At 37.4% G+C, this 19,326-nt stretch carries 15 protein-coding genes; all 15 read left to right on the forward strand.

Translation table 11 applies throughout. The features are described 5' to 3' along the window. Positions 1–400 precede the first annotated feature (400 nt). The 15 genes from HND50_10175 to HND50_10245 all read left to right on the forward strand — a co-directional run bounded on the left by HND50_10175 (position 401) and on the right by HND50_10245 (position 19,278). On the forward strand, positions 401–2,065 hold the full coding sequence (locus HND50_10175) for a T9SS type A sorting domain-containing protein (GenBank protein ID NOG45590.1): 1,665 nt from the start codon (positions 401–403) through the stop codon (positions 2,063–2,065). A 265-nt stretch (positions 2,066–2,330) separates the two neighbouring features. Next, positions 2,331–2,897, forward strand: a complete 567-nt coding sequence (locus HND50_10180) for a hypothetical protein (GenBank protein ID NOG45591.1) — start codon at positions 2,331–2,333, stop codon at positions 2,895–2,897. Next, on the forward strand, positions 2,881–3,387 hold the full coding sequence (locus HND50_10185) for an outer membrane beta-barrel protein (protein NOG45592.1): 507 nt from the start codon (positions 2,881–2,883) through the stop codon (positions 3,385–3,387). The genes HND50_10180 and HND50_10185 overlap by 17 nt, the downstream gene beginning before the upstream one ends. A 12-nt stretch (positions 3,388–3,399) precedes the next feature. Continuing rightward, positions 3,400–3,579, forward strand: a complete 180-nt coding sequence (locus HND50_10190; protein NOG45593.1) for a hypothetical protein — start codon at positions 3,400–3,402, stop codon at positions 3,577–3,579. 24 nt (positions 3,580–3,603) lie between these two features. Continuing rightward, positions 3,604–4,167, forward strand: coding sequence for a hypothetical protein (locus tag HND50_10195; GenBank protein ID NOG45594.1), 564 nt, complete (start codon positions 3,604–3,606; stop codon positions 4,165–4,167). An 87-nt stretch (positions 4,168–4,254) separates the two neighbouring features. Next, entirely contained in the window at positions 4,255–6,483 is a 2,229-nt protein-coding gene (locus tag HND50_10200) for a hypothetical protein (protein ID NOG45595.1), read from the forward strand. Positions 6,484–6,492: 9 nt separating this feature from the next. Further along, positions 6,493–6,993, forward strand: a complete 501-nt coding sequence (locus HND50_10205; GenBank protein NOG45596.1) for a TlpA family protein disulfide reductase — start codon at positions 6,493–6,495, stop codon at positions 6,991–6,993. A 22-nt stretch (positions 6,994–7,015) separates the two neighbouring features. Continuing rightward, positions 7,016–7,234 carry a DUF4266 domain-containing protein gene (locus HND50_10210; protein ID NOG45597.1) on the forward strand — a complete coding sequence of 73 codons (219 nt, stop codon included), beginning with the start codon at positions 7,016–7,018 and terminating at the stop codon, positions 7,232–7,234. Between the two features lie 93 nt (positions 7,235–7,327). Beyond that, positions 7,328–8,458: a DUF3570 domain-containing protein gene (locus HND50_10215; GenBank protein NOG45598.1), complete on the forward strand. Its 1,131-nt coding sequence runs from the start codon at positions 7,328–7,330 to the stop codon at positions 8,456–8,458. 56 nt (positions 8,459–8,514) lie between these two features. After that, positions 8,515–10,659 (forward strand): T9SS type A sorting domain-containing protein, encoded by a 2,145-nt coding sequence (locus HND50_10220; GenBank protein NOG45599.1) that lies wholly within the window; start codon positions 8,515–8,517, stop codon positions 10,657–10,659. Positions 10,660–10,842: 183 nt separating this feature from the next. Beyond that, positions 10,843–12,633, forward strand: coding sequence for a long-chain fatty acid--CoA ligase (locus HND50_10225; protein ID NOG45600.1), 1,791 nt, complete (start codon positions 10,843–10,845; stop codon positions 12,631–12,633). Between the two features lie 106 nt (positions 12,634–12,739). Then, positions 12,740–13,390 (forward strand): deoxynucleoside kinase, encoded by a 651-nt coding sequence (locus HND50_10230; GenBank protein NOG45601.1) that lies wholly within the window; start codon positions 12,740–12,742, stop codon positions 13,388–13,390. Then, a complete protein-coding gene (locus tag HND50_10235; protein NOG45602.1) occupies positions 13,372–14,634 on the forward strand; it encodes a glycosyltransferase in 1,263 nt (420 codons plus the stop codon). Before HND50_10230 ends, HND50_10235 begins: the two co-directional genes overlap by 19 nt. A 249-nt stretch (positions 14,635–14,883) precedes the next feature. Then, positions 14,884–18,432 carry a tandem-95 repeat protein gene (locus HND50_10240; protein NOG45603.1) on the forward strand — a complete coding sequence of 1,183 codons (3,549 nt, stop codon included), beginning with the start codon at positions 14,884–14,886 and terminating at the stop codon, positions 18,430–18,432. Positions 18,433–18,582: 150 nt separating this feature from the next. Then, positions 18,583–19,278, forward strand: coding sequence for an SDR family NAD(P)-dependent oxidoreductase (locus HND50_10245; GenBank protein NOG45604.1), 696 nt, complete (start codon positions 18,583–18,585; stop codon positions 19,276–19,278). Positions 19,279–19,326 lie beyond the last annotated feature (48 nt).

Genomic DNA, 19,326 nt, shown 5'->3' on the forward strand with positions numbered 1-19,326 from the left:
GTTGTGAAAAATTTAAACAATAACAAAGGTGATCAAGATAGGTTTGAGGAATATATGATGCAATCAGGAAAAACAGCTTCTGACACAAATAAATTGTCTTTTTTGCAGAATGTAAAAGTGTTTTCAATACTACACATGGTTAACTGCCTAAGGCATAAAGCACAAAAGCAAGTAATGAAGCAGCAAAAATAATCTCAAACGGCCCGTTTATTTAATCTCTGAAGTTTGTCCCTACTTTACTTGCACTTACAACCTATGAAAATGTCCCAACAAACTTCTGTAAAAATCTTTATGGCACATTTTTTGAAAAGTATTTGGATAATTAATTTGTGCGTTGACGCAATCCTTGCAAACAGGGACACTATATATTTACAACAATTAGAAGAGAAAGTCGGATAAAATGAAAAAAGTTTTTCAGATTATTATAATATCTTTAGCACCAATTTTGCTTTTGGGAACAGATGTCAATGTTGATGCATCTCAAAAAAATGCTCCCAACATGCGCAAAATATTTGATATTTTCCGGTCTGCTAACCGCGCTCCGGAAGGCCGCCTTAAAGAAATAAACAGTCAGATGGTCCGTACATTTCCACCATTGTCAATTGAAGGATTTGGAACACTTTTTGATGTAATCAGGGGCACTGCACCTGATACAACATATCATTGGGGATTTGTTGATTCGTGGGTTGGGCCAATTTTGGAAGAAGGTGGCACAGTTAATTTGGGGTATTGCTATATGCCTTTGGCGCTTGGTGATGATCAAAAAGGCCCGCCAAGGGATTATGACCTCTGGGAAGATTTTAATTATAATTGGGCAAAATACTTTAATACAAAATATGGTATCACATCTTTTGAGATTTGGAACGAACCGGATTATGGGGAGTTTTTTAGCGGCAGTAAAAGTGAATATTTTGAAATGTATAAGTACGCAGTTAAGGGTATTAAGCGGGCGGTTCCAGATGCAAGAGTTGGCGGTCCTGCACTCGCAGAAAATCCGGATAACTGGATTGGTCCGATGCTCGATTTTATAATTGACAATAACCTGCCCATCCATTTTGTTTCTTATCATGCGCAGGATAACCGGGATGGTTTTGATGATAAAGGCAGCAAATATCATAATCGCTATAAAGATATTTTGGACGAGCTTAATGCGCGTGGAATGGATAGCGTTGAGATTCATTTAAATGAGTTTTCATACGAGTTGGACCCGGGGCAGGGAAGTAAATATGATAAAGTGGAATGCGCCGCCTGGTTTGCCAGTTCTTTTAAATTTATGTTAAATGAAATGCCGCGCCTGGCACTGTTTAACAAAACAATTACAAATAATGGTGAGTTGGCTGAAAAATGGAAATACAACGGACTTGTTACAACCGGAAATATTCCTAAAGCAAAATATAATCTATTTAAAATGTATTCTAAAATGCCATTTTCAGGCATCGATGTAAATGTTGGCAATTCCAATATCGATGCGATGGCCTCCGTAAATGATTCTGTGGCCGGAGTTATGATTTGGAACAAACAGGATAATACGGAAGAGTTTACTTTAAACCTGGCTAATCTCCCTTTTATTGCAGACTCTGTTCAAGTCTTTTTGATAGACCCGGAACATTCATCTTATTTTGATGATGAAAGCACCAAGGAGTTGGAAAAGATAGAAACAATAGCGCTTGACAAAGCTTCCTACTCTGATGCGCGCACGATGCTCAACCACGCAATTTATCTGTTTTTATTTAAAGGAAGTGAACAAGTTTCGGCAATTAATAAACCGGAGTATGCAGTTCCGGAGCAATATTCTTTAACAAACTATCCTAACCCATTTAACCCAACAACAACGATTGCATACCAGCTAAAGGCAAGTGGAGATGTCGTATTGACTGTATATGATGTTATGGGAAGAAAAGTTAAAACCTTGGTTGATAACCATCAGCAAAGCGGCAGTTATGAAATTATTTTTGATGCTTCTGGCCTTGCAAGCGGGGTTTATTATTATCAAATGGATGTCACCACTTCTACAGCTTCTGGATCCAGGATAAAGCAAATAAAAAAAATGCTGCTTATTCAGTAAAACCAAACTTAATATTGCAGGGTTTATCCCCTGCGATATTTTTTCCGTCCCCAAGATTTCTGTGTTATATTTTTACAAAGATCAATTTTTCTCCATCAAGTTATTTTTTTAGCCAACCCCCTAAATAAAAACTTTACCTACCTTAAATCTTTAAAAAGAAACTGTTTATCTCATTTAAGATTCGTTGGTCTTTAAATAAAATTCTATTCTGGTACAGATATTGAATATTGTGCTGTGGGATTGTTTACCAAGCACAAGGAAATTTGTGAAATATCTTAATAAAATATTTCTGTTAGGACTTCTATTTATTTTACCCATTAAGGCACAGATTGGTTTGTCCTTTTCTGCTGGTCCGGGTTTTTATGAAAGGGATTTAAACCTTAGTTCATCAGCCGGTTTTAATTTTGGAGTCTCATATATTCTTAAACACAACAGGTCAATAGGATTAGAAATTCATCAAAATAATTTGCAACAACAAATTTCCACACCACTTGGCAGCGATCTTATCCCAACTTCTGTAAAAAGTCTAAAACTAAATTATAAAGATTTATTGACCGGAGATTTGTTGTCATTAATGGTTTATCCACAAATAAGTTTTGGGATTATCAATTTTCAAAGAAACGCATACTCAGTTCAATTAGGTGCGTTTGGGAAAAAGGAAATTCAGGCATTGAATAAAAGATATTTTGTTTCTTCCTTAGCTATGAATATTTCAAAGAATATTTACAAGCAGGCAAGCCTTTTTATCCGGCCTCAGGTATCAGTTTATGATTTTGAAAATTATAACAAGATTTTTTCAATCGCAGGGGGCATTGATGTCAGGCTTTTTTAAGATAACCATAATTTTAGTTTTCTTCTCTTTGCAGGTAAATGCCCAACAAAGTGATAAAGTGAAGTTCGAGCTTTCACCTCATACAGGCTTTATGGATGGCAGCGGCCAATTTGGTTTGGATGCATCGATGAATTACAAATCGTTTAACCTTGAATTTTCCGGGGCTCAGGTAATTGGCGAAACAGCAGATTTATATCCCTTAAATGTAAACCTGTTATTCAATCTCGCGACAAAAGGAAAAATGATTCCATACGGCGGGGTTGGTGTTGGGTTATTGCTAACAGTTCCATCGACAACAATTGGTAATAAAACGCTTTCAAATATTGGAATGAATTTTGGCGGCGGAGTGCGGTTTTATTTCACAGATACATTTGGCGTTCGCCTGGGCGCAAACCAATTTTTGACAAATATTAAAAATAAACGAGACGAAAATGAAGAGTTGTTAATTTTTCAGGAAGTGACTTTGGGTGTAATTTTTGTATTTAAATAGGGAGTATGGATTATGATTCTTTTCAAGGAAGCGGAAATAGCAAGTGAACAAAATAATGGCAATAGCAACGAGGAACAGGATTTTAGGTTTTACACAGTTGTGAATAACCTATCCGCGGTTAAGCGTTCTCCGAAAAGCTTTTGGGAAAAGTTCTTTGGCGGCATTAAAAATCTTTTCTATCGCAAAAATTAGATGAATTTTTCAGGGAGCAACAGGATGGTTTTTAAGTACTCAAAATTTTTTATGATTTTGGCGTTGGCACTTTTTATGATTGCACCAAATAAAACCCAGGCACAGTTAAAGTATAATAATGGTTTTACAATTTCATCAGGTATTTATTCAGCATCCGGGTTTGGAACAAATCCTTATGTAGGTTTTCGATATAACCATTATTTAAATCAGGGCAAGCATTTTGTAGAAGCATCATTTGGAGTAAGCAGCATGGAATCGGATGTTTTAAAAACAGTTGCCAATGCACGTTTATTCGAAAGCAACAGACTTTTGGTTTATCAATTTGTGTATGGGTATGACCCAAAGATGTGGACAAGCTTCCCATATTTAACAGCCGGTGTTGCCGGGATAAACCAGGGTGGGCAAAGTAAGTTTGCCCTTGTAGCCGGAATGGGGAATCGTCTTTATTTTGATACAATTTTTGGATCAAAAAAAATCGGCCTGCGCTATGATTTGAGAGACCAGATTTTGAAACAAAGGTTTAACGACAAAAAGTCATTTTTTGCCCATAACCTTGTTTTTACTTTAAACCTCGAGTTTTTTTATTAGGAAAACCAGATCCATTGACTTCGGTTTGTGGCCAATATAATGGTGGATCGACTAAAACTGAGAAAGTAAAATAAAAACGGAGTATTTGTGATTAGACCAACATATCTCAGCTCTTTTATACCCAAAGTAATTTTATTTATTTCTGCAAGCCTAATCTTTAATTCTTGTGGCAATCCTCCTGCAGATGTGATTATGGAAAAATCCGGCCAGGCAGCCCTTGTTTTTGTAAAAGAAAGCAGCCGCCTAAATAATCGCAGCAACGCTATGCGCAGCAATGTGGATGAATATTATCCCGGAACCGATATCTTTATTCTTGATCCGATTTCTCCACAAGGAGATGTGCGTAACCTGACGAAACAATATACGCGTCAGGGGCAAACACGAACAGATCGATACGGACATGCAGCCGATCCTGAAATATCTTATGATGGACGTAAAATATTGTTCTCAATGCGCCGCAACCGTGACAGTAACTGGCATTTGTATGAAATGAATATTGATGGTTCAGATTTACTCCAGCTTACAGACCAAACCGTAGGCCACGATATGGACCCAATTTATCTGCCAAACGGACAAATTCTGTTTGCCTCAACCCGCCCGCAAATTGTTGATGAATATGAACGCCGTGAATCTCCTCTTTTGCATGTTGCAGACCGCACAGCGGATGGCCGTCTAACAAATATCCGCCAAATATCATTTAACCAAAGCCACGATACAAACCCAATGGTTCATTCCAGCGGAAAAGTTTATTACAGCCGTTGGGAACATCTTGGTGATCCAAATAAATTCTCTATTTTCACAATTAATCCGGATGGCACGCGACCCTTTGTATTATATGGAAACCATTTTCCAAGCGGTAGTGGCAGTCGTGTTTACCTTGACCCACGCGAATTGGCCGATGGCGGCATAATCTGCACATTGCTGGAACGTAATTCACCTTTCGAAGGCGGTGCAATTGCCATTAAAGATATTTCAAAAGGTGATGATGAGGTTTTGATAATTACACCAAAAGACGTGCCTTTTAATGACACAGAAAATGCCAATGCAATTTATCGTTCACCGCACCCAATAATTGATCACAGCGCCTCTTCCAGCCGTAAAGAAAAAATTATTGTTTCCATTTCGCCCATTCCGGTGGAAGGCGATCAGGGCAGGCAGGTAGATTTTGGCATTTATGTAATGGACAAAGATGGCAACAATGTCCGTTTGGTATATAATGATCCTGATTTTAATGAGATTGATGCGGTTCCTGTTTTACCGCGAAAGGATTTGCCGGCCGGTTTACCGCAGGTTGTTCCAACTGATGAAAATGTTGCCGCGGGAATGGCTGCTGATCTGAAAACAGGTATCTTTTTTGATGGCAATGTTTATCACCGTGATCCTGATGACAGGATGATGCAACCTGATGAAAATCATGTTAATTCGGATGGCAGTATTGGCCAGGCAAAATTTGTTCGCGTATTGGCGGCAGTTTCCATGCCGCGTGACAGGGACAAACGTGGTGGTGATATTGGCAATACAAATCTTGAAAAACAAAGGGTTGTCGGTTACGGCGATATTCGAGACGATGGTTCGTTTTCAATTGAAGTTCCGGCCAACATTTCCCTTCATTTGCAAACGCTGGATGAAAATGCCATGATGCTTGTTAGCCAGCGTTCCTGGACTCATGTTATGCCGGGAGAAAAGCGTCTTTGTACAGGTTGTCATGATTCACATAATCGAGATAAAGTTATTAACGATCTGGCTATTCAATCGAGTGATGAAATTATGAACAGGGTTACTGGTGGATTTTATAAATCAGGATTTCATAACCCGGATAATGTGATGACACACCAGGCTGCGCACAACGATACGATTGATTTCTATGATCGAACCAGCAGCAACAACAGCAATTCCGTTCAGGCCGTTTTTGATTCAAAATGTATTTCCTGTCATAGTAACGCTTCGCCTGCAGGAGGTTTGCGTCTGGAAATGACTTCGGACGATAGAACAGCACAGGGCGACAATGGAAATGAGACAACCTCTGTTTATGAAATATTAACCGAGGACGGTCAATACCAAACTCCTTCAGGGGATAATCTCGATTATGTTACGGATGACGGGGCGCGTCGCTCGCCACTGCTTTGGGTGTTATATAACCGGCAATTGAATGACGACGATAATGAAGATTTTAGTCCTTCCAGCTATAACCATACTGAATTATGGACTAAGTCAAATGGTTTAATTGATCCATTTAATCCGGCCAATAAAGGATTATTAAAAATAATTGAGTGGGTCGATATGGGCACTCAATATTCAAACTCTGTCGCACAATAAGGTGGCTTTATGAGACCTGTATTAAAAGTAATTTCAGCCATTTTGTATTTGTTCATTATAAACGCTTTGGCTTCTGAGAGTGATTTTATCGGAAAACCGGCCCCTGATTTTACACTTCAAAAGTTAGAGGGAAATGAAACGGTTCAGCTATCATCTTTAAAAGGTAAGGTTGTACTTGTAGATTTTTGGGCAACATGGTGCGCACCATGCAAAAAGTCTTTGCCGTACTTGGCAAAAATGGACAGTAAATATAAAAACCTGGTTGTGCTGGCACTGAATATTGATGATGACAAGGAAAACGCTAAACAATTTTTAAAAAAGTTAAATCTCAAAATTAATGCACTTTATGATGAAGATAAAACAGTGGTCTCCAGTTATGATGTTCCGGTAATGCCAACAGCATATTTAATAGACCAATATGGAAAAATACAATATGTCCATTCCGGGTATAACGAAGAGAGTATGAAAAAACTGGAGTTTGCAATCCGTGGTTTGATTGACCGCCCATAGACGAAAGTGGAAGGATTTGAAAATGTTGAAATTTCTAAAATACAGCATGCTATTTTTTCTTTTAGTGACAATTTCCTGTGTCACGGTTAAGCCATGGGAAAAAGAAAAACTTGCTGATCCGATTATGGAACCACAAAGCCAGTTTGCCAAACAAAAACTGGATGATAAGTTTTTTACATCCCGTGAAGGCAGCATGGGTGGAAGTGGTGGAATCGGTGGTGGTTGCGGCTGCGCAAAATAATTAAAATTTCGGCGACTTAACTGGCCGGTGTTACTCCGCTCCCTGGCTAATTCCGGCCACGCCGAATTTTTAAAAGGTTTAGAAAGGACTTTTGTGAAATCAATTCAAAAAATGCTCATAGTTATTCTTTATGTTTTTCTGGTAAGCTCAGCTTATGCGCAAAATAATGACAAGATCAGCTACACAACCTATTATTTTAATGATAGCGGGAACAACAGCGTTATAACCACATCCTTTTCTCTGGCAAAAAAAATAATCAGCGGCACAGCGGTTTTGCTTGATATTGAACTGGATAAAGTTTCTTTGCCACCGGTTGATGGTGCTACTGGTGCCAGCCGTCCTACCCGGAAAAAGAATGAAACCTTTGAGAAAAACCGTGGACAAGTAATTTTAGGATTGGAACAATCTTTGGGTTCGGCTTCTACTTTGGCCTTAAATGCTTATCGCAGCCAGGAGCTGGATTATTTATCCAATGCGGTGATTGTTACCTTGAGCCGTGATTTATTTCAAAATAATACAACGGTTACACTGCGTGCCCAATATAATGACGATAAAGTTGGTGAATTACTTGAAAGCGGAAAAATTCAAAATCAGGAAAAAACAGTTATAACAGGTGCGTTGAATCTTGCTCAAACTTTAACAAAATCTACGGTGCTAAACCTGAGTTATGATTATGTAAAAATGGACGGTTTTTTGAGCGATCCATACCGTAAGGTTACTGTGTTTGACGAGAATAATGCTTTCCTGGTTTTAAATGAAAATCACCCGGATAACCGTTTAAGGCAAGCGGTAACGGCACGCCTTAGCCAATATTTAAATCCAGTCGATGCATCTATTATCGGTAGCTATCGCAATTATTTTGACGATTGGAAAGTAAAATCACACACAGCTGAAATCCGTTTTAATAAATACATTTTTGAAGATTTGATAACAGGTTTCAATTACCGGTATTACAGCCAAAGTAGTGCGGAGTTTTATAAAGAACGTTACAGTCAGGTTCCGAATACCATAGTAGAATTTAGAACATCTGATTATAAGTTAAATCAATTTCAATCAAATACTTTTGGATTGAACCTTAGGCTGCTTTTTCGCGGCTTGGCTAAAGGAAATCCGGGTTGGGAATTTTTGGAGAAATCTTCTTTCGAAGTGATGTATCTGCGCTATGCAAATGATCTTGATTTTTCAGCAAATATAGTTCAGGCAAGTATAAATTTTGCCATTTAAAAATTAACAGATTTTTGTGATGTCGAATGAAAAGAATATAAATTTGAGGAATTTTTATGAAAAATGAATTTTACATAAATCTGATACTGTCAATCCTGATTTTGTCAATAGTTTCATTTCCATTATTTGCAGGGGATTTATCTGATAAGCATGGAGCAAATATTGCAAAAACATTAACAAATCTGGATATAAAGCCTGTTGATGAAAATAGAAACCTGGAAAAATCAACGGAACAGTTTTGGAAAAAACACACGCTTGTAGATAAAATTGGCCAGACTTTTGAGGTTATTTCATTTGATAAAAACAATGGGATCAAAAAATTTAATCGCGAAGCATCAAGGACATTTTTAAAGCGAGATCTCTTTGGCCTGCCACAATATACGGCCAGTTATTATTATGCAAAATATGATAAAAATTCTGTCTTTGTTGAGTCCACATATTTGCAGGTAATTAGTGACACCCGCTGGAACAGGTTGTTGTACGGTTCTTTGGATGGGGCATTAAAAAGCTATAATGATATTATTGGTCCGGGAGAAATTGTCAGCAATTCTCAGGGACAGATTTTTGTAGCAGAAAAAGGCAAATCTCGCATTTTAGTTTTTAAAGTTACGGGAAGTGGTAAAGAGGCAGAATTGCAATTAAGCTACACGATTGAAGGCATCAACGAACCAACATCTTTGGCATATAATGATGGCGGGACTCCCTTTGACCCGAATGATGGTTTTTTATTTGTAGCGGATGCATCGCAAAATACGATTACAAAATGGAAAGTAAATGCCGCTTCAGCAGAAAAACTTAAAATTTACCGGGGTTTTAAATGGCCGGTTTCCATTGGCAGTGGGAAATGGAATGGCGCAAATACAAATCAATTATATGTCATAGACAGCTATGCAAAAAAAATTACTTTGTATGAAGAAAGTGATGAAGAGCTAACTGAACTCAGCCAGGTACAAGCTTTGACCAACCAAACCTTCTCAAAAATTGAAGTTGATCATTTTGGACAAATTTATTTATCGGATGCAGTGAATGGCGAGCTGTATAAGTTGACTGCCAACCTTGAAATTCTTGATTCAAAAAAGATGCCTCAAAATAGTGGTATTAATGATCTTTCGATTCCGTTTGGTACGGTTGAAATTGTCGGTGAAGGAAAATATTGGGCAGGGTTTGATCAGCTTTTTGCGCTACAAACCTGGAATGATGAAAGTGGGGTAGAGCGGTTAAAACTTGGATTAGCCTTGCAAAATCAAACCATGGAAATTTCTGAACACAACGACTTGATTAAAACAGAGTTTACTATAACAGATTTTGCAGAAACAGGTTTTTCCGTTTTTACAGCAGATAATAAAAAGATATTTGAAAGTGAAAAAGTATGGAATGCATCCGGTAAAAACTCTTTAACCTGGACACGGAGTAATGAAAGTAACGGCCAGGTAAAGCAAGGTTTTTACAAGTTTGAGCTTGAAATTAAGTCTGCTTATCAAGAAGAAACTTTAATCAGAGAATCTTCATTTTATCTTCCTCTTTACTACCATATCAATTGTGGTGATGAGGATGGGACAGAAGACATTGCACTTGTTCGCGGCCAATCGAAAAAATTAAACGGTCAGTTTTATATTGAAGGTGATGTAATTGTGGAGTATAAAATTTCCGGTCTTGATGCAGCATCAGAATATAAGATTTCCACAAAATTTTTAAACCTTGAAGGGAATGAAAGCCATCAAAATATACAAATTGATGGAATCTATATTTATGAATCAACTGTCCCGAACATGGGTAGCGCGACAGATTATTTAAGTGTCCCTAAAGAAACTTTTGCAGACGGTGAAATTCAAATTCTTGTATCAGGCGATGAGAACAACCCGGTATTGGTTTCTGATATTTGGCTTAAGGAAAGTGGTAGAAATTTTACTTTGCAGGATCCGCAGAAAGTAATCCCAACGGATTTTAAGCTGGAGCAAAATTATCCAAATCCTTTTAACCCAACAACTTCAATTAGTTACCAGCTACCAAATGCCGGTGAAGTAGAGCTTTCTGTTTTTGATATGCTTGGCCGGAAAATTGAAACATTGGTAAACAGCTTTCAGGATGCCGGGATTTATTCTATTAACTTTGATGGATCAAATCTTGCAAGCGGATTGTATTTTTACCAGCTTAAAACCGGGAAACAAATCGAAACCCGCAAAATGTTACTTGTAAAATAATTGCCGACTAAATCATTCCCTAAAGCCTTTCATTCGAGAGGCTTTTTTTTTACTCCTCTTGCTGAAATAAATTCTACTTTGTAGATTGCGCCACCTTACGAAACCATACTTTGTAAAATTCCAAATATTTTTAATTCTTATTTGATTTCAAAAATACAGTCCAAATTTTAAGGAGATAACCTTATGAACTATGAAAACATAGGTCAAATGATCATGGAAAAGATCGAAGATTATTCCAATAATACCGCCTTAAGGTTTAAAAAAGATGATACCTGGCAACCTTTGACTTATGCTGAATTTGGAAAAAAAATCAATCAGCTAACATGCGCACTTATACAAGCTGGGGTTAAAAGAGGCGATAATGTTGCAATTTATTCAGCCAATCGATATGAATGGGCAGTTTCGGATTTTGCATGTATTTTTGCCGGTGCTGTTTCTGTTCCGATTTATGCCACAAGCACTAAAGAGCAGGCAGAGTTCATCATTAAGGATGCCGGAATAAAATTTATTTTTATTGGCGATGAGGTGCAGTATAAAAATATTGAAGCAATAAAATCTGAAGGAACCGGTTTAGAGGCTGTCACATATGATCCTAAAATTGAAATTGATAAATCATTTACAACAAATTTTGATGAATTTATAACAATTGATAATTGCGAATCTTTTGATTCAGAAATCAAAGAACGTTTATCCAAAATTCAAAAGGATGATACCACGACAATTATATATACCTCCGGAACGACCGGTGATCCCAAAGGGGTAATGCTTACTCATACAAATTTATTTCACCAACTTGCTGCCGTTGATGCAGATTTTGATGTTTCAAACAAAGACAGCTCATTGTGTTTTCTTCCGCTTAGCCATGTGTATGAAAGGATGTGGTCCTATTATGTTTATTATAAAGGTGCCACGCACACCTATCTTGAAGATCCGAGAAAAGTAATTGAGACAATGCAGGAAATAAAACCGACTGCTTTGGTTTCCGTCCCACGGCTATATGAAAAAATTTATGCAGCAGTTATGAACAGCCAGGAAGAAGCATCTTCAATAAAAAAGAAGTTGTTTCAAAATGCCATTGCAGTAGGCCATGATTATTATACAAAAACCCGCAAGAATGAAACTGTTTCAACAGGTTTAAAAGCAAAGCATAAACTTTATGATAAACTGGTCCTTTCCAAAATCCGTAAAGTTGTGGGTGGTGATAAAAACTTTTTTTCTGCCGGCGGAGCTCCATTGGAAAAAGAAATAGAACAATTCTTTTTTGATTGCGGTTTACTTATTTGCCAGGGATATGGACTGACAGAAACATCGCCGATGGTATCAGCAAACACTCCACTCTCTTTTAAATTTGGAACCGTTGGTAAGCCTGTTCCGGGATGCGAAGTTCGGATTGGTGAAAATGGAGAAGTGCAGGTAAAAGGCCCGCTTGTTATGAAAGGTTACTATAATAATCCCAAAGCTACCGCTGAAGTTATGGATGGCGAATGGTTTAAAACCGGCGATGTTGGTGAATTTGATGATGAAGGCTATTTAAGAATTACCGGTCGTATAAAGGAAATTATAATTACATCGGGTGGGAAAAATATTGCTCCTTTACGAATTGAGACGCTTGTTGGCAAAGATTTTTTTATTGAGCAGATTATTGCCATAGGCGACAAGCGCAATTTCATCAGTGCATTGGTTGTGCCTTCTTTTGAAGGACTGGAATCCTGGGCAAAGAAAAAAGAGATTTTATATCATTCTATTGAAGATCTTGTCAATCATCCAGCGGTTATAAGTTTTTATGAGAAGCGTATTGAACTGCAATCCAAGTTATTAGCACAATATGAGACGATTAAAAAATTTAAATTATTGCATAAACCCTTTACAATTGAAGAGGGTGGCATTACACCAACGTTAAAACTCAAACGTGATCAGATTCATAAAAAGTTTAAAGACCTGATTGATTCGATGTATCATAAACATGATAAATAGTTTATTATAAAAAGCCTCTCATATTTAGAGAGGTTTTTTTTTGCTCTCCTTGCCGATAAAAATTCTTCTTTGTAGATTAAACCTTATTATGTAACCAGGATATATTGTGCCTCAAAAAAGAAAATTATTTGTTGCAATAGCAGGGAATATTGGTGTCGGTAAAACCACACTCACCAAAAAACTAAGTGAACGTCTGGAATGGAAAGCCTATTACGAAAAGGTTGTAGACAATCCATATCTTTCTGATTTTTATGCGGATATGAATCGCTGGAGCTTCCATCTACAAGTATTCTTTTTGTCGAACCGCTTTAAAAATCAAAGAGAAATAAATGATTGGCCGGACTCCTGCATTCAAGACCGCTCAATTTATGAGGATGTTGAAATTTTTGCCCACACTTTGCATAAACAGGGTTCAATGTCGGATAAAGATTATGAAAACTATCATGAACTGTTTTCGACAATGGTTGAATATTTACGCAAACCGGATATTATTTTATACCTGCGTTCATCTGTGGACCGACTTATAAAACAAATTGCCAAACGCGGTCGTGAGTACGAAAAAACAATTGATCCAAAATATTTGGTACAGCTTAACGAAGCCTATGATGAGTGGATTGAGCGCGCCAAAGACGATGGATTTCACGTGGTTACAATTGAAACAAAGAACCACGACTTTGAAAATAACGAAGAAGACTTTCAGCTTATTTATCAGCCTATAAAAGAATTGGAACAGCAAACATGGCTAAAAGGTGTTTGATTGTTACATATTATTTCCCACCAACCGGCGGCGGCGGTGTTCAACGCAATGTAAAACTGATTAAGTATCTTTCGCGGAAGAATTGGAAATTTACAGTAGTAACTTCAAATGGGAATGATACAAATCTGTCTTTGGATGAGAGTCTAAAATCGGATTTACCGGAAGAAGTAGAAGTTGTAAAGATTGCTAATTCTGATGGAAAGGCCAATTCCCGTTTTTCAGCTTTGATTAAATCGACCTTTTTAGTTCGTTTTATCAGCTCTTTTTTGTTTGTTCCGGACAGGCACAAAAAATGGATAAAATCAGCTAAGAAAAAAATTGTTGAGATAATAGATTCAAAAAAAATTGATTTGATTCTTATCTCATCCCCACCATATTCTCTTGTAATGCTTGCTTCAGAATTAACCCGGGAACAGTCAATTCCGGTTGTATTGGATATGCGCGATCCATGGACGACAAATCCTTATAAAATTTATCCATCATCCTGGCATTTTAAACAAGACTCCAAAATTGAAACTGAAAACATTAAACAGATAAAATATGGAATAAGCGCATACAAATCTTTGTTAGGCTTTTACGAAGAAAGTGTTGAAGATTTTAAGACGAATAACTGGCAATATATTCCTAATGGTTATGATGAAGAAGATTTTAAATCATTGATTCCACAAAAATTTGAAGATAATAAATTTCACATTGCTTTTTCCGGGACATTTTATTCACATATTAATAAACCTATGTTTTTATTAAAAGGAATTGCAGCAGTTGAAAAACCTTTGCGTGATAAAATCTGTTTTCATCATATTGGCGATTCTGCAATAAATTTAAAAAAAATTGCCAGGCGATATGGTTTAGAAAATAATATCATCGAATGGGGCTATCAAGACCATAATAGCTGTCTTAATATTTTGGCTGGTATGGATGCACTTTGTTTTATATTAGATAGTTCCAATAAAAATTCAGATAAAACAATAGGTGGAAAAGTTTACGAATATCTGCGATTGGAAAAACCAATACTTGCATTGACGCCTTTAAAAGGGGAGTCGGCAACAATTATTAACGAAACAAATGCTGGAATTGTAATAAAGCCAACTGACCATAAGCAAATTGCAAAAACTGTCACGTCCATGGCTTCATCACCGGAAAAAAATAAATCTAATAAAAATATAACTATTTTTGAACGCTCAAATCTTGCAAAACAATATTATGAGTTTTTTAACCAGACTTTATCAGAAAATATAAAATAAGCCCATAATAAATTTTGCTTTGAAGTATTTAACATTTCTTTATACCTTGGGATGATTTTTGGCACGTAAAGCAATTATTTGTCAGGGAATTGCGTTAATCAAATATCTATTCTTTGTTATTGACAATTTCTCTAAAGATAAGGCTTTTTTTTGACGATCATTTTTAGGATTATTCACAAATAATATCCTTTATTTATAGTAGCTAACAAAACCAACGTTTTTTAAAAATTCCTATCAGGAGCTTTTACAATGTTTTTCCCAATTAAACGTAATGCCGCAAAGTTAAGTATTGTTTTTATTATGATTTTTCTGTTGCCGGTTGTTTCATTATCTCAGCAGGCAAGTGCAGAGTTTATAATAGATGTTTCCCCTTCGAAATTGCCAAGTGGTGAGCAATCTCGAGATGGAATAAAAAGCATTTTCTTTTTAAACCAGAAACTTTATGTAACCAACATTTGGTCCGGTCTGCAAATTTTGGATGTCTCTGATGTTACCAAGCCAAAAGAGGTGGGTAATTATACAACTGAAAATCGGTCGCATAATAGTTTTGTTGTTGATAATACCGCATATTTATCAAGTGAATTATTGGGTGTAACTATTTTGGATGTTACTAACCCTTCATCAATTGTAGAAATTGGCCATGTTGAAACTGACGGAGATGCAAGTTATGTTGTTGCAAATTCACAATACGTTTACGTTGCCGAAGAAACAAAAGGCGTTAATATTTACGATGTCTCAAATCCTGCATCCCCGAAATTAAAGGGTGGTTTTGATACTCCCGGCTGGGCGTGGGGACTTTTTCTTGACGGTACAACCTTATATGTTGCAGACAAAGGTGGAGGCCTAATTATCCTCGATGTTTCAAACCCTTCTAATCCTAAGCGTTTAGGTAAATACAGTGACATGCGTTATGCCAAAACGGTTCATGTTGAAGATGGCATAGCCTATGTTTCAAATGGTGCTGATGGCCTTTGGATATTTGACGTTAGTAACCCGGCATTCACAAACCTGATTAGTAAGATTGATGTCGAAGGTTATGTCTATCATGTATTCAAAACAGGTAATTCGGTTTTTCTATCGAACGAGACAAAAAAGAGAATTGATATTGTCAATGTTTCTAACCCTGCAAAACCTGTAAAAGAGGGTGATTTTACAACAGATTCTAAGGTATACGGAGCTTGGAAAGACGATGTGTATGTATTTATTGCCGCGGATACAAAAAGTATAATTGTACGCCATAACCATCCGCCGATAATAACCAAATTGTTTAATATGACAGTTGATGAAGACAGTGACCTCATTTTTTCGGCAGAAGCTTTTGACCAGGATGGAGACGAAATATATTTCTCAATTGAAAATAAACCTGAAGGATCAACATTTGATGAAAAGAGCGGTGTTTTTAATTGGAGACCAACTTATGATCAATCAGGTGTATATCCCGATATCAAAATCACTGTCCATGAAAAAACGGTAAGTCAGCTGACCACATCGACAACATTTAATATAACTGCAAATCACATAAACCGTGCTCCATCCATGCCGCTTGTAAACGATGGCTCAGTTGCAGAGAATGCGTCTATTTCTTTTTCTTTAGAAGAGGGCTCTGACCCGGATGTTGAAGACAGAGGTAAACTAGTTTATAAGTCGGAAAATATGCCGGAAGGGGCAAAGTTTGATCCTGCTACTCGAACGTTTAGTTGGACACCGGGATTTGACCAATCTGGTATTTATACTGTTGATTTTCTAATTGAAGATCCACTTGGCCTGTTGATGCGTGATGGATCTACAATTACAGTAAGTCATGTTGACCGTAAACCGGATTTAGTTGAGGTAGAAGATAAGCAGGTGGATGAAAATGCTTTAATAACTTTTAAACTTGAAGGAACCGATCTGGATAAAGAAGACCAGGATAAGTTATCTTATGTTGCTGAAAACCTGCCAACGGGATCAGTATTTGATGCGGCTACGGCTACATTTAGCTGGACACCTACTTATGACCAATCCGGCGAATATGACAATATTCTTTTTATTTTTAAGGCAGGGGCTTTGAGTGACTCCACCGCATTAAAGGTAAGTGTGGCACATGTAAACCGTTCACCAGTTATGGATGCAATCGTAAAACAGACAGTTGATGAAAATCAGCCCTTGTCATTTGTAGTTTCTGGTAGTGATCCTGATGTTGAAGATGCCGGGAAATTTGTATTTTCAGCTCAAAAATTACCAGAAGGAGCAACATTTGATCCAACAACTTTGACTTTTAACTGGACTCCTACATTTGAACAATCCGGTGAATATGGCGAAGCAACGTTTGTTGTTACAGACCCTTCAGGGTTGACAGATTCAAAGGCTGTTTCAATTTCTGTAAATCACGTAAACCGTACGCCGGACCTGGCTGATATTACACCAAAAACGGTTGATGAAAATGTTGCTTTGATTTTTGAGTTGGCCGGAAGTGACCCGGATATTGAGGACGCTGAAAAATTAGTTTATACCGCAGAAGGATTGCCGGAAGGAGCCGTTCTTGAAGGTGCAAAATTTAGCTGGACTCCGACTTATGACCAATCCGGAAATTATACCGTAAACTTTACAGTTTCTGACGGGGCTTTAAATGTTACAAAAAGCGCAGCAATTACCGTAAGCCATGTTAACCGCCCACCCGTTTTAAATGAAATTGCAAAACAATCTGTAAATGAGAATGCAGCGCTATCTTTTGTTGTAAGCGGTTCCGATCCTGATACAGAGGATGCCGGGAAATTTGTATTATCTGCTGCAAATCTTCCGCAAGGCTCAACTTTTGATGCTGCAACCGGTAATTTTTCCTGGACACCTACTTTTGAACAGTCCGGTGAGTTTAAAGTGTCATTTACAAATAGCGATCCGCAAAACTTAAACGATCAAAAAGAAGTAACTATTACAGTAAATCATGTAAACAGAACACCGATTTTTGGCGAACAGGCTTCCCAAACAACTGATGAAAACAGTGCATTAAGTTTTACATTAGTACCGGCAACTGATCCTGATAAGGAAGATGAAGGCAAGTTAAAATATTCTGCAGAAAATCTTCCTGATGGAGCAACATTTGATGCAGATTCACGCACCGTAAACTGGACACCTTCATTTGATCAATCCGGGAAACACACAATTACATTTACTGCAGCAGATCAGGAATTCAGCTTAAAACAATCCGTTGAAATTACTGTGACGCATGTAAATCGTGCTCCGGAAATGGTAGCAATCGGTAGCCAATCGGTTGATGAAAACAGCTCGCTAAGCATTTCAGTCAGTGCATCTGATGCAGATAAAGAAGATGAAGGAAAGCTACTTGTTTCAGTATCAGGATTACCTGAAGGTGCAGCTTTTGATGCAGCTTCCAATACGATAAGCTGGGCTCCTACATATGAACAAGCAGGTTCATTTACGGGCATTAAAGCTTCAGTTGTAGATGCTTCCGGTCTATCTGCTGAAACAACATTTAATATTACTGTAAACAATGTTAACCGCCTACCGGAATTAAACGGTCCTTCATCCGGCGATGTTGAAGCTGGATCAAGTCTAAGTTTAAGCTATAGCAGCAGTGATGCAGATAATGACAATCTAAGCTATAATCTTGATGGTGCACCGACAGGTATGAGTATTGATGGCGGTGGTAGTTTAAGCTGGACACCCGGAGATGACCAGGTTGGAAATCACTCAATTACAGTAAACGTTTCGGATGGAACAGATACTGCAAGTACTTCTTTGAGTGTTACCGTGACAGCTAAACCACAACCAGTGCCGGCAGATACCACAGGAAATTGATTTCACGGAGATTTAATACACATTTATTAAGCCCCTGAATGGGGCTTTTTTTTTGCAAAAAATTTCTGTAAAGATGCAAGGCAGGGTGTTGATTTGGCAATTTTAAAGTAGTAGCTTTAGCAGGCTGAAATCGACTTTTGGAAAAAATTTATGAATATTAGTAATAAAGTAGTTGTAATTACCGGTGCAAGCAAAGGCATTGGCCGTGAAGCAGCATTAACGTTTGCTCAGAAAGGTGCTAAGTTGGCCATTTCTGCGCGTAATGAAAAATTATTAAAAGAAGTTGCTGATCAATGCCCAACAGATGTATTAACATTTGCAGGGGATATGTCTGATGAAAATGATATTATCAATTTTATAAAAGCAACTTCTAAAAAATTTGGCAGGATTGATATTCTTGTAAACAATGCCGGTCTTGGATTTTTTAAACCAATTATCGAAACGAGCACTGAAGAATGGGATAAAATGTTTAATCTCAATGTTCGCGGATTATTTATAACAACCCGTGAGACATTGCCGTATTTGAGAGAAGCTGGCGAATCCGTTGTTGTGAATGTAGCCTCGCTTGCTGGTAAAAATACAAATGCCAACCTGGGTGGTTATTCGGCTTCAAAACATGCAGTTATTAGTTTTAGCCGTACACTGATGATAGAAGAAAGAAAAAATGGAATACGGGTTTTAACTTTTTGTCCGGGTTCTGTCGATACAGACTTTTCACCGGCAAGTGAAGAAAAGAAAGCAAAAAAACTAAAAGTAGAAGATGTGGTTTCATCCATTATTCACATGATTGAAATGCCGCAAAATGCCTTGATTAGCGAAATCGATATCAGGCCGATAAATCCATAAATAAATATTTTTTAAAATAAAGGAGCAATTATGAGCGAAACTTTAGAG

The organism is Calditrichota bacterium (assembly GCA_013112635.1).
In the GTDB taxonomy this organism is placed as follows: domain Bacteria; phylum Calditrichota; class Calditrichia; order Calditrichales; family J004; genus JABFGF01.

Bases quoted from the DNA above. Each gene is read 5' to 3' on its own strand.
- HND50_10175 (NOG45590.1), top strand. From the start codon at position 401: ATGAAAAAAGTTTTTCAGATTATTATAATATCTTTAGCACCAATTTTG.
- HND50_10185 (NOG45592.1), top strand. From the start codon at position 2,881: ATGTCAGGCTTTTTTAAGATAACCATAATTTTAGTTTTCTTCTCTTTG.
- HND50_10190 (NOG45593.1), top strand. From the start codon at position 3,400: ATGATTCTTTTCAAGGAAGCGGAAATAGCAAGTGAACAAAATAATGGC.
- HND50_10195 (NOG45594.1), top strand. From the start codon at position 3,604: ATGGTTTTTAAGTACTCAAAATTTTTTATGATTTTGGCGTTGGCACTT.
- HND50_10205 (NOG45596.1), top strand. From the start codon at position 6,493: ATGAGACCTGTATTAAAAGTAATTTCAGCCATTTTGTATTTGTTCATT.
- HND50_10210 (NOG45597.1), top strand. From the start codon at position 7,016: ATGTTGAAATTTCTAAAATACAGCATGCTATTTTTTCTTTTAGTGACA.
- HND50_10220 (NOG45599.1), top strand. From the start codon at position 8,515: ATGAAAAATGAATTTTACATAAATCTGATACTGTCAATCCTGATTTTG.
- HND50_10225 (NOG45600.1), top strand. From the start codon at position 10,843: ATGAACTATGAAAACATAGGTCAAATGATCATGGAAAAGATCGAAGAT.
- HND50_10235 (NOG45602.1), top strand. From the start codon at position 13,372: ATGGCTAAAAGGTGTTTGATTGTTACATATTATTTCCCACCAACCGGC.
- HND50_10240 (NOG45603.1), top strand. From the start codon at position 14,884: ATGTTTTTCCCAATTAAACGTAATGCCGCAAAGTTAAGTATTGTTTTT.
- HND50_10245 (NOG45604.1), top strand. From the start codon at position 18,583: ATGAATATTAGTAATAAAGTAGTTGTAATTACCGGTGCAAGCAAAGGC.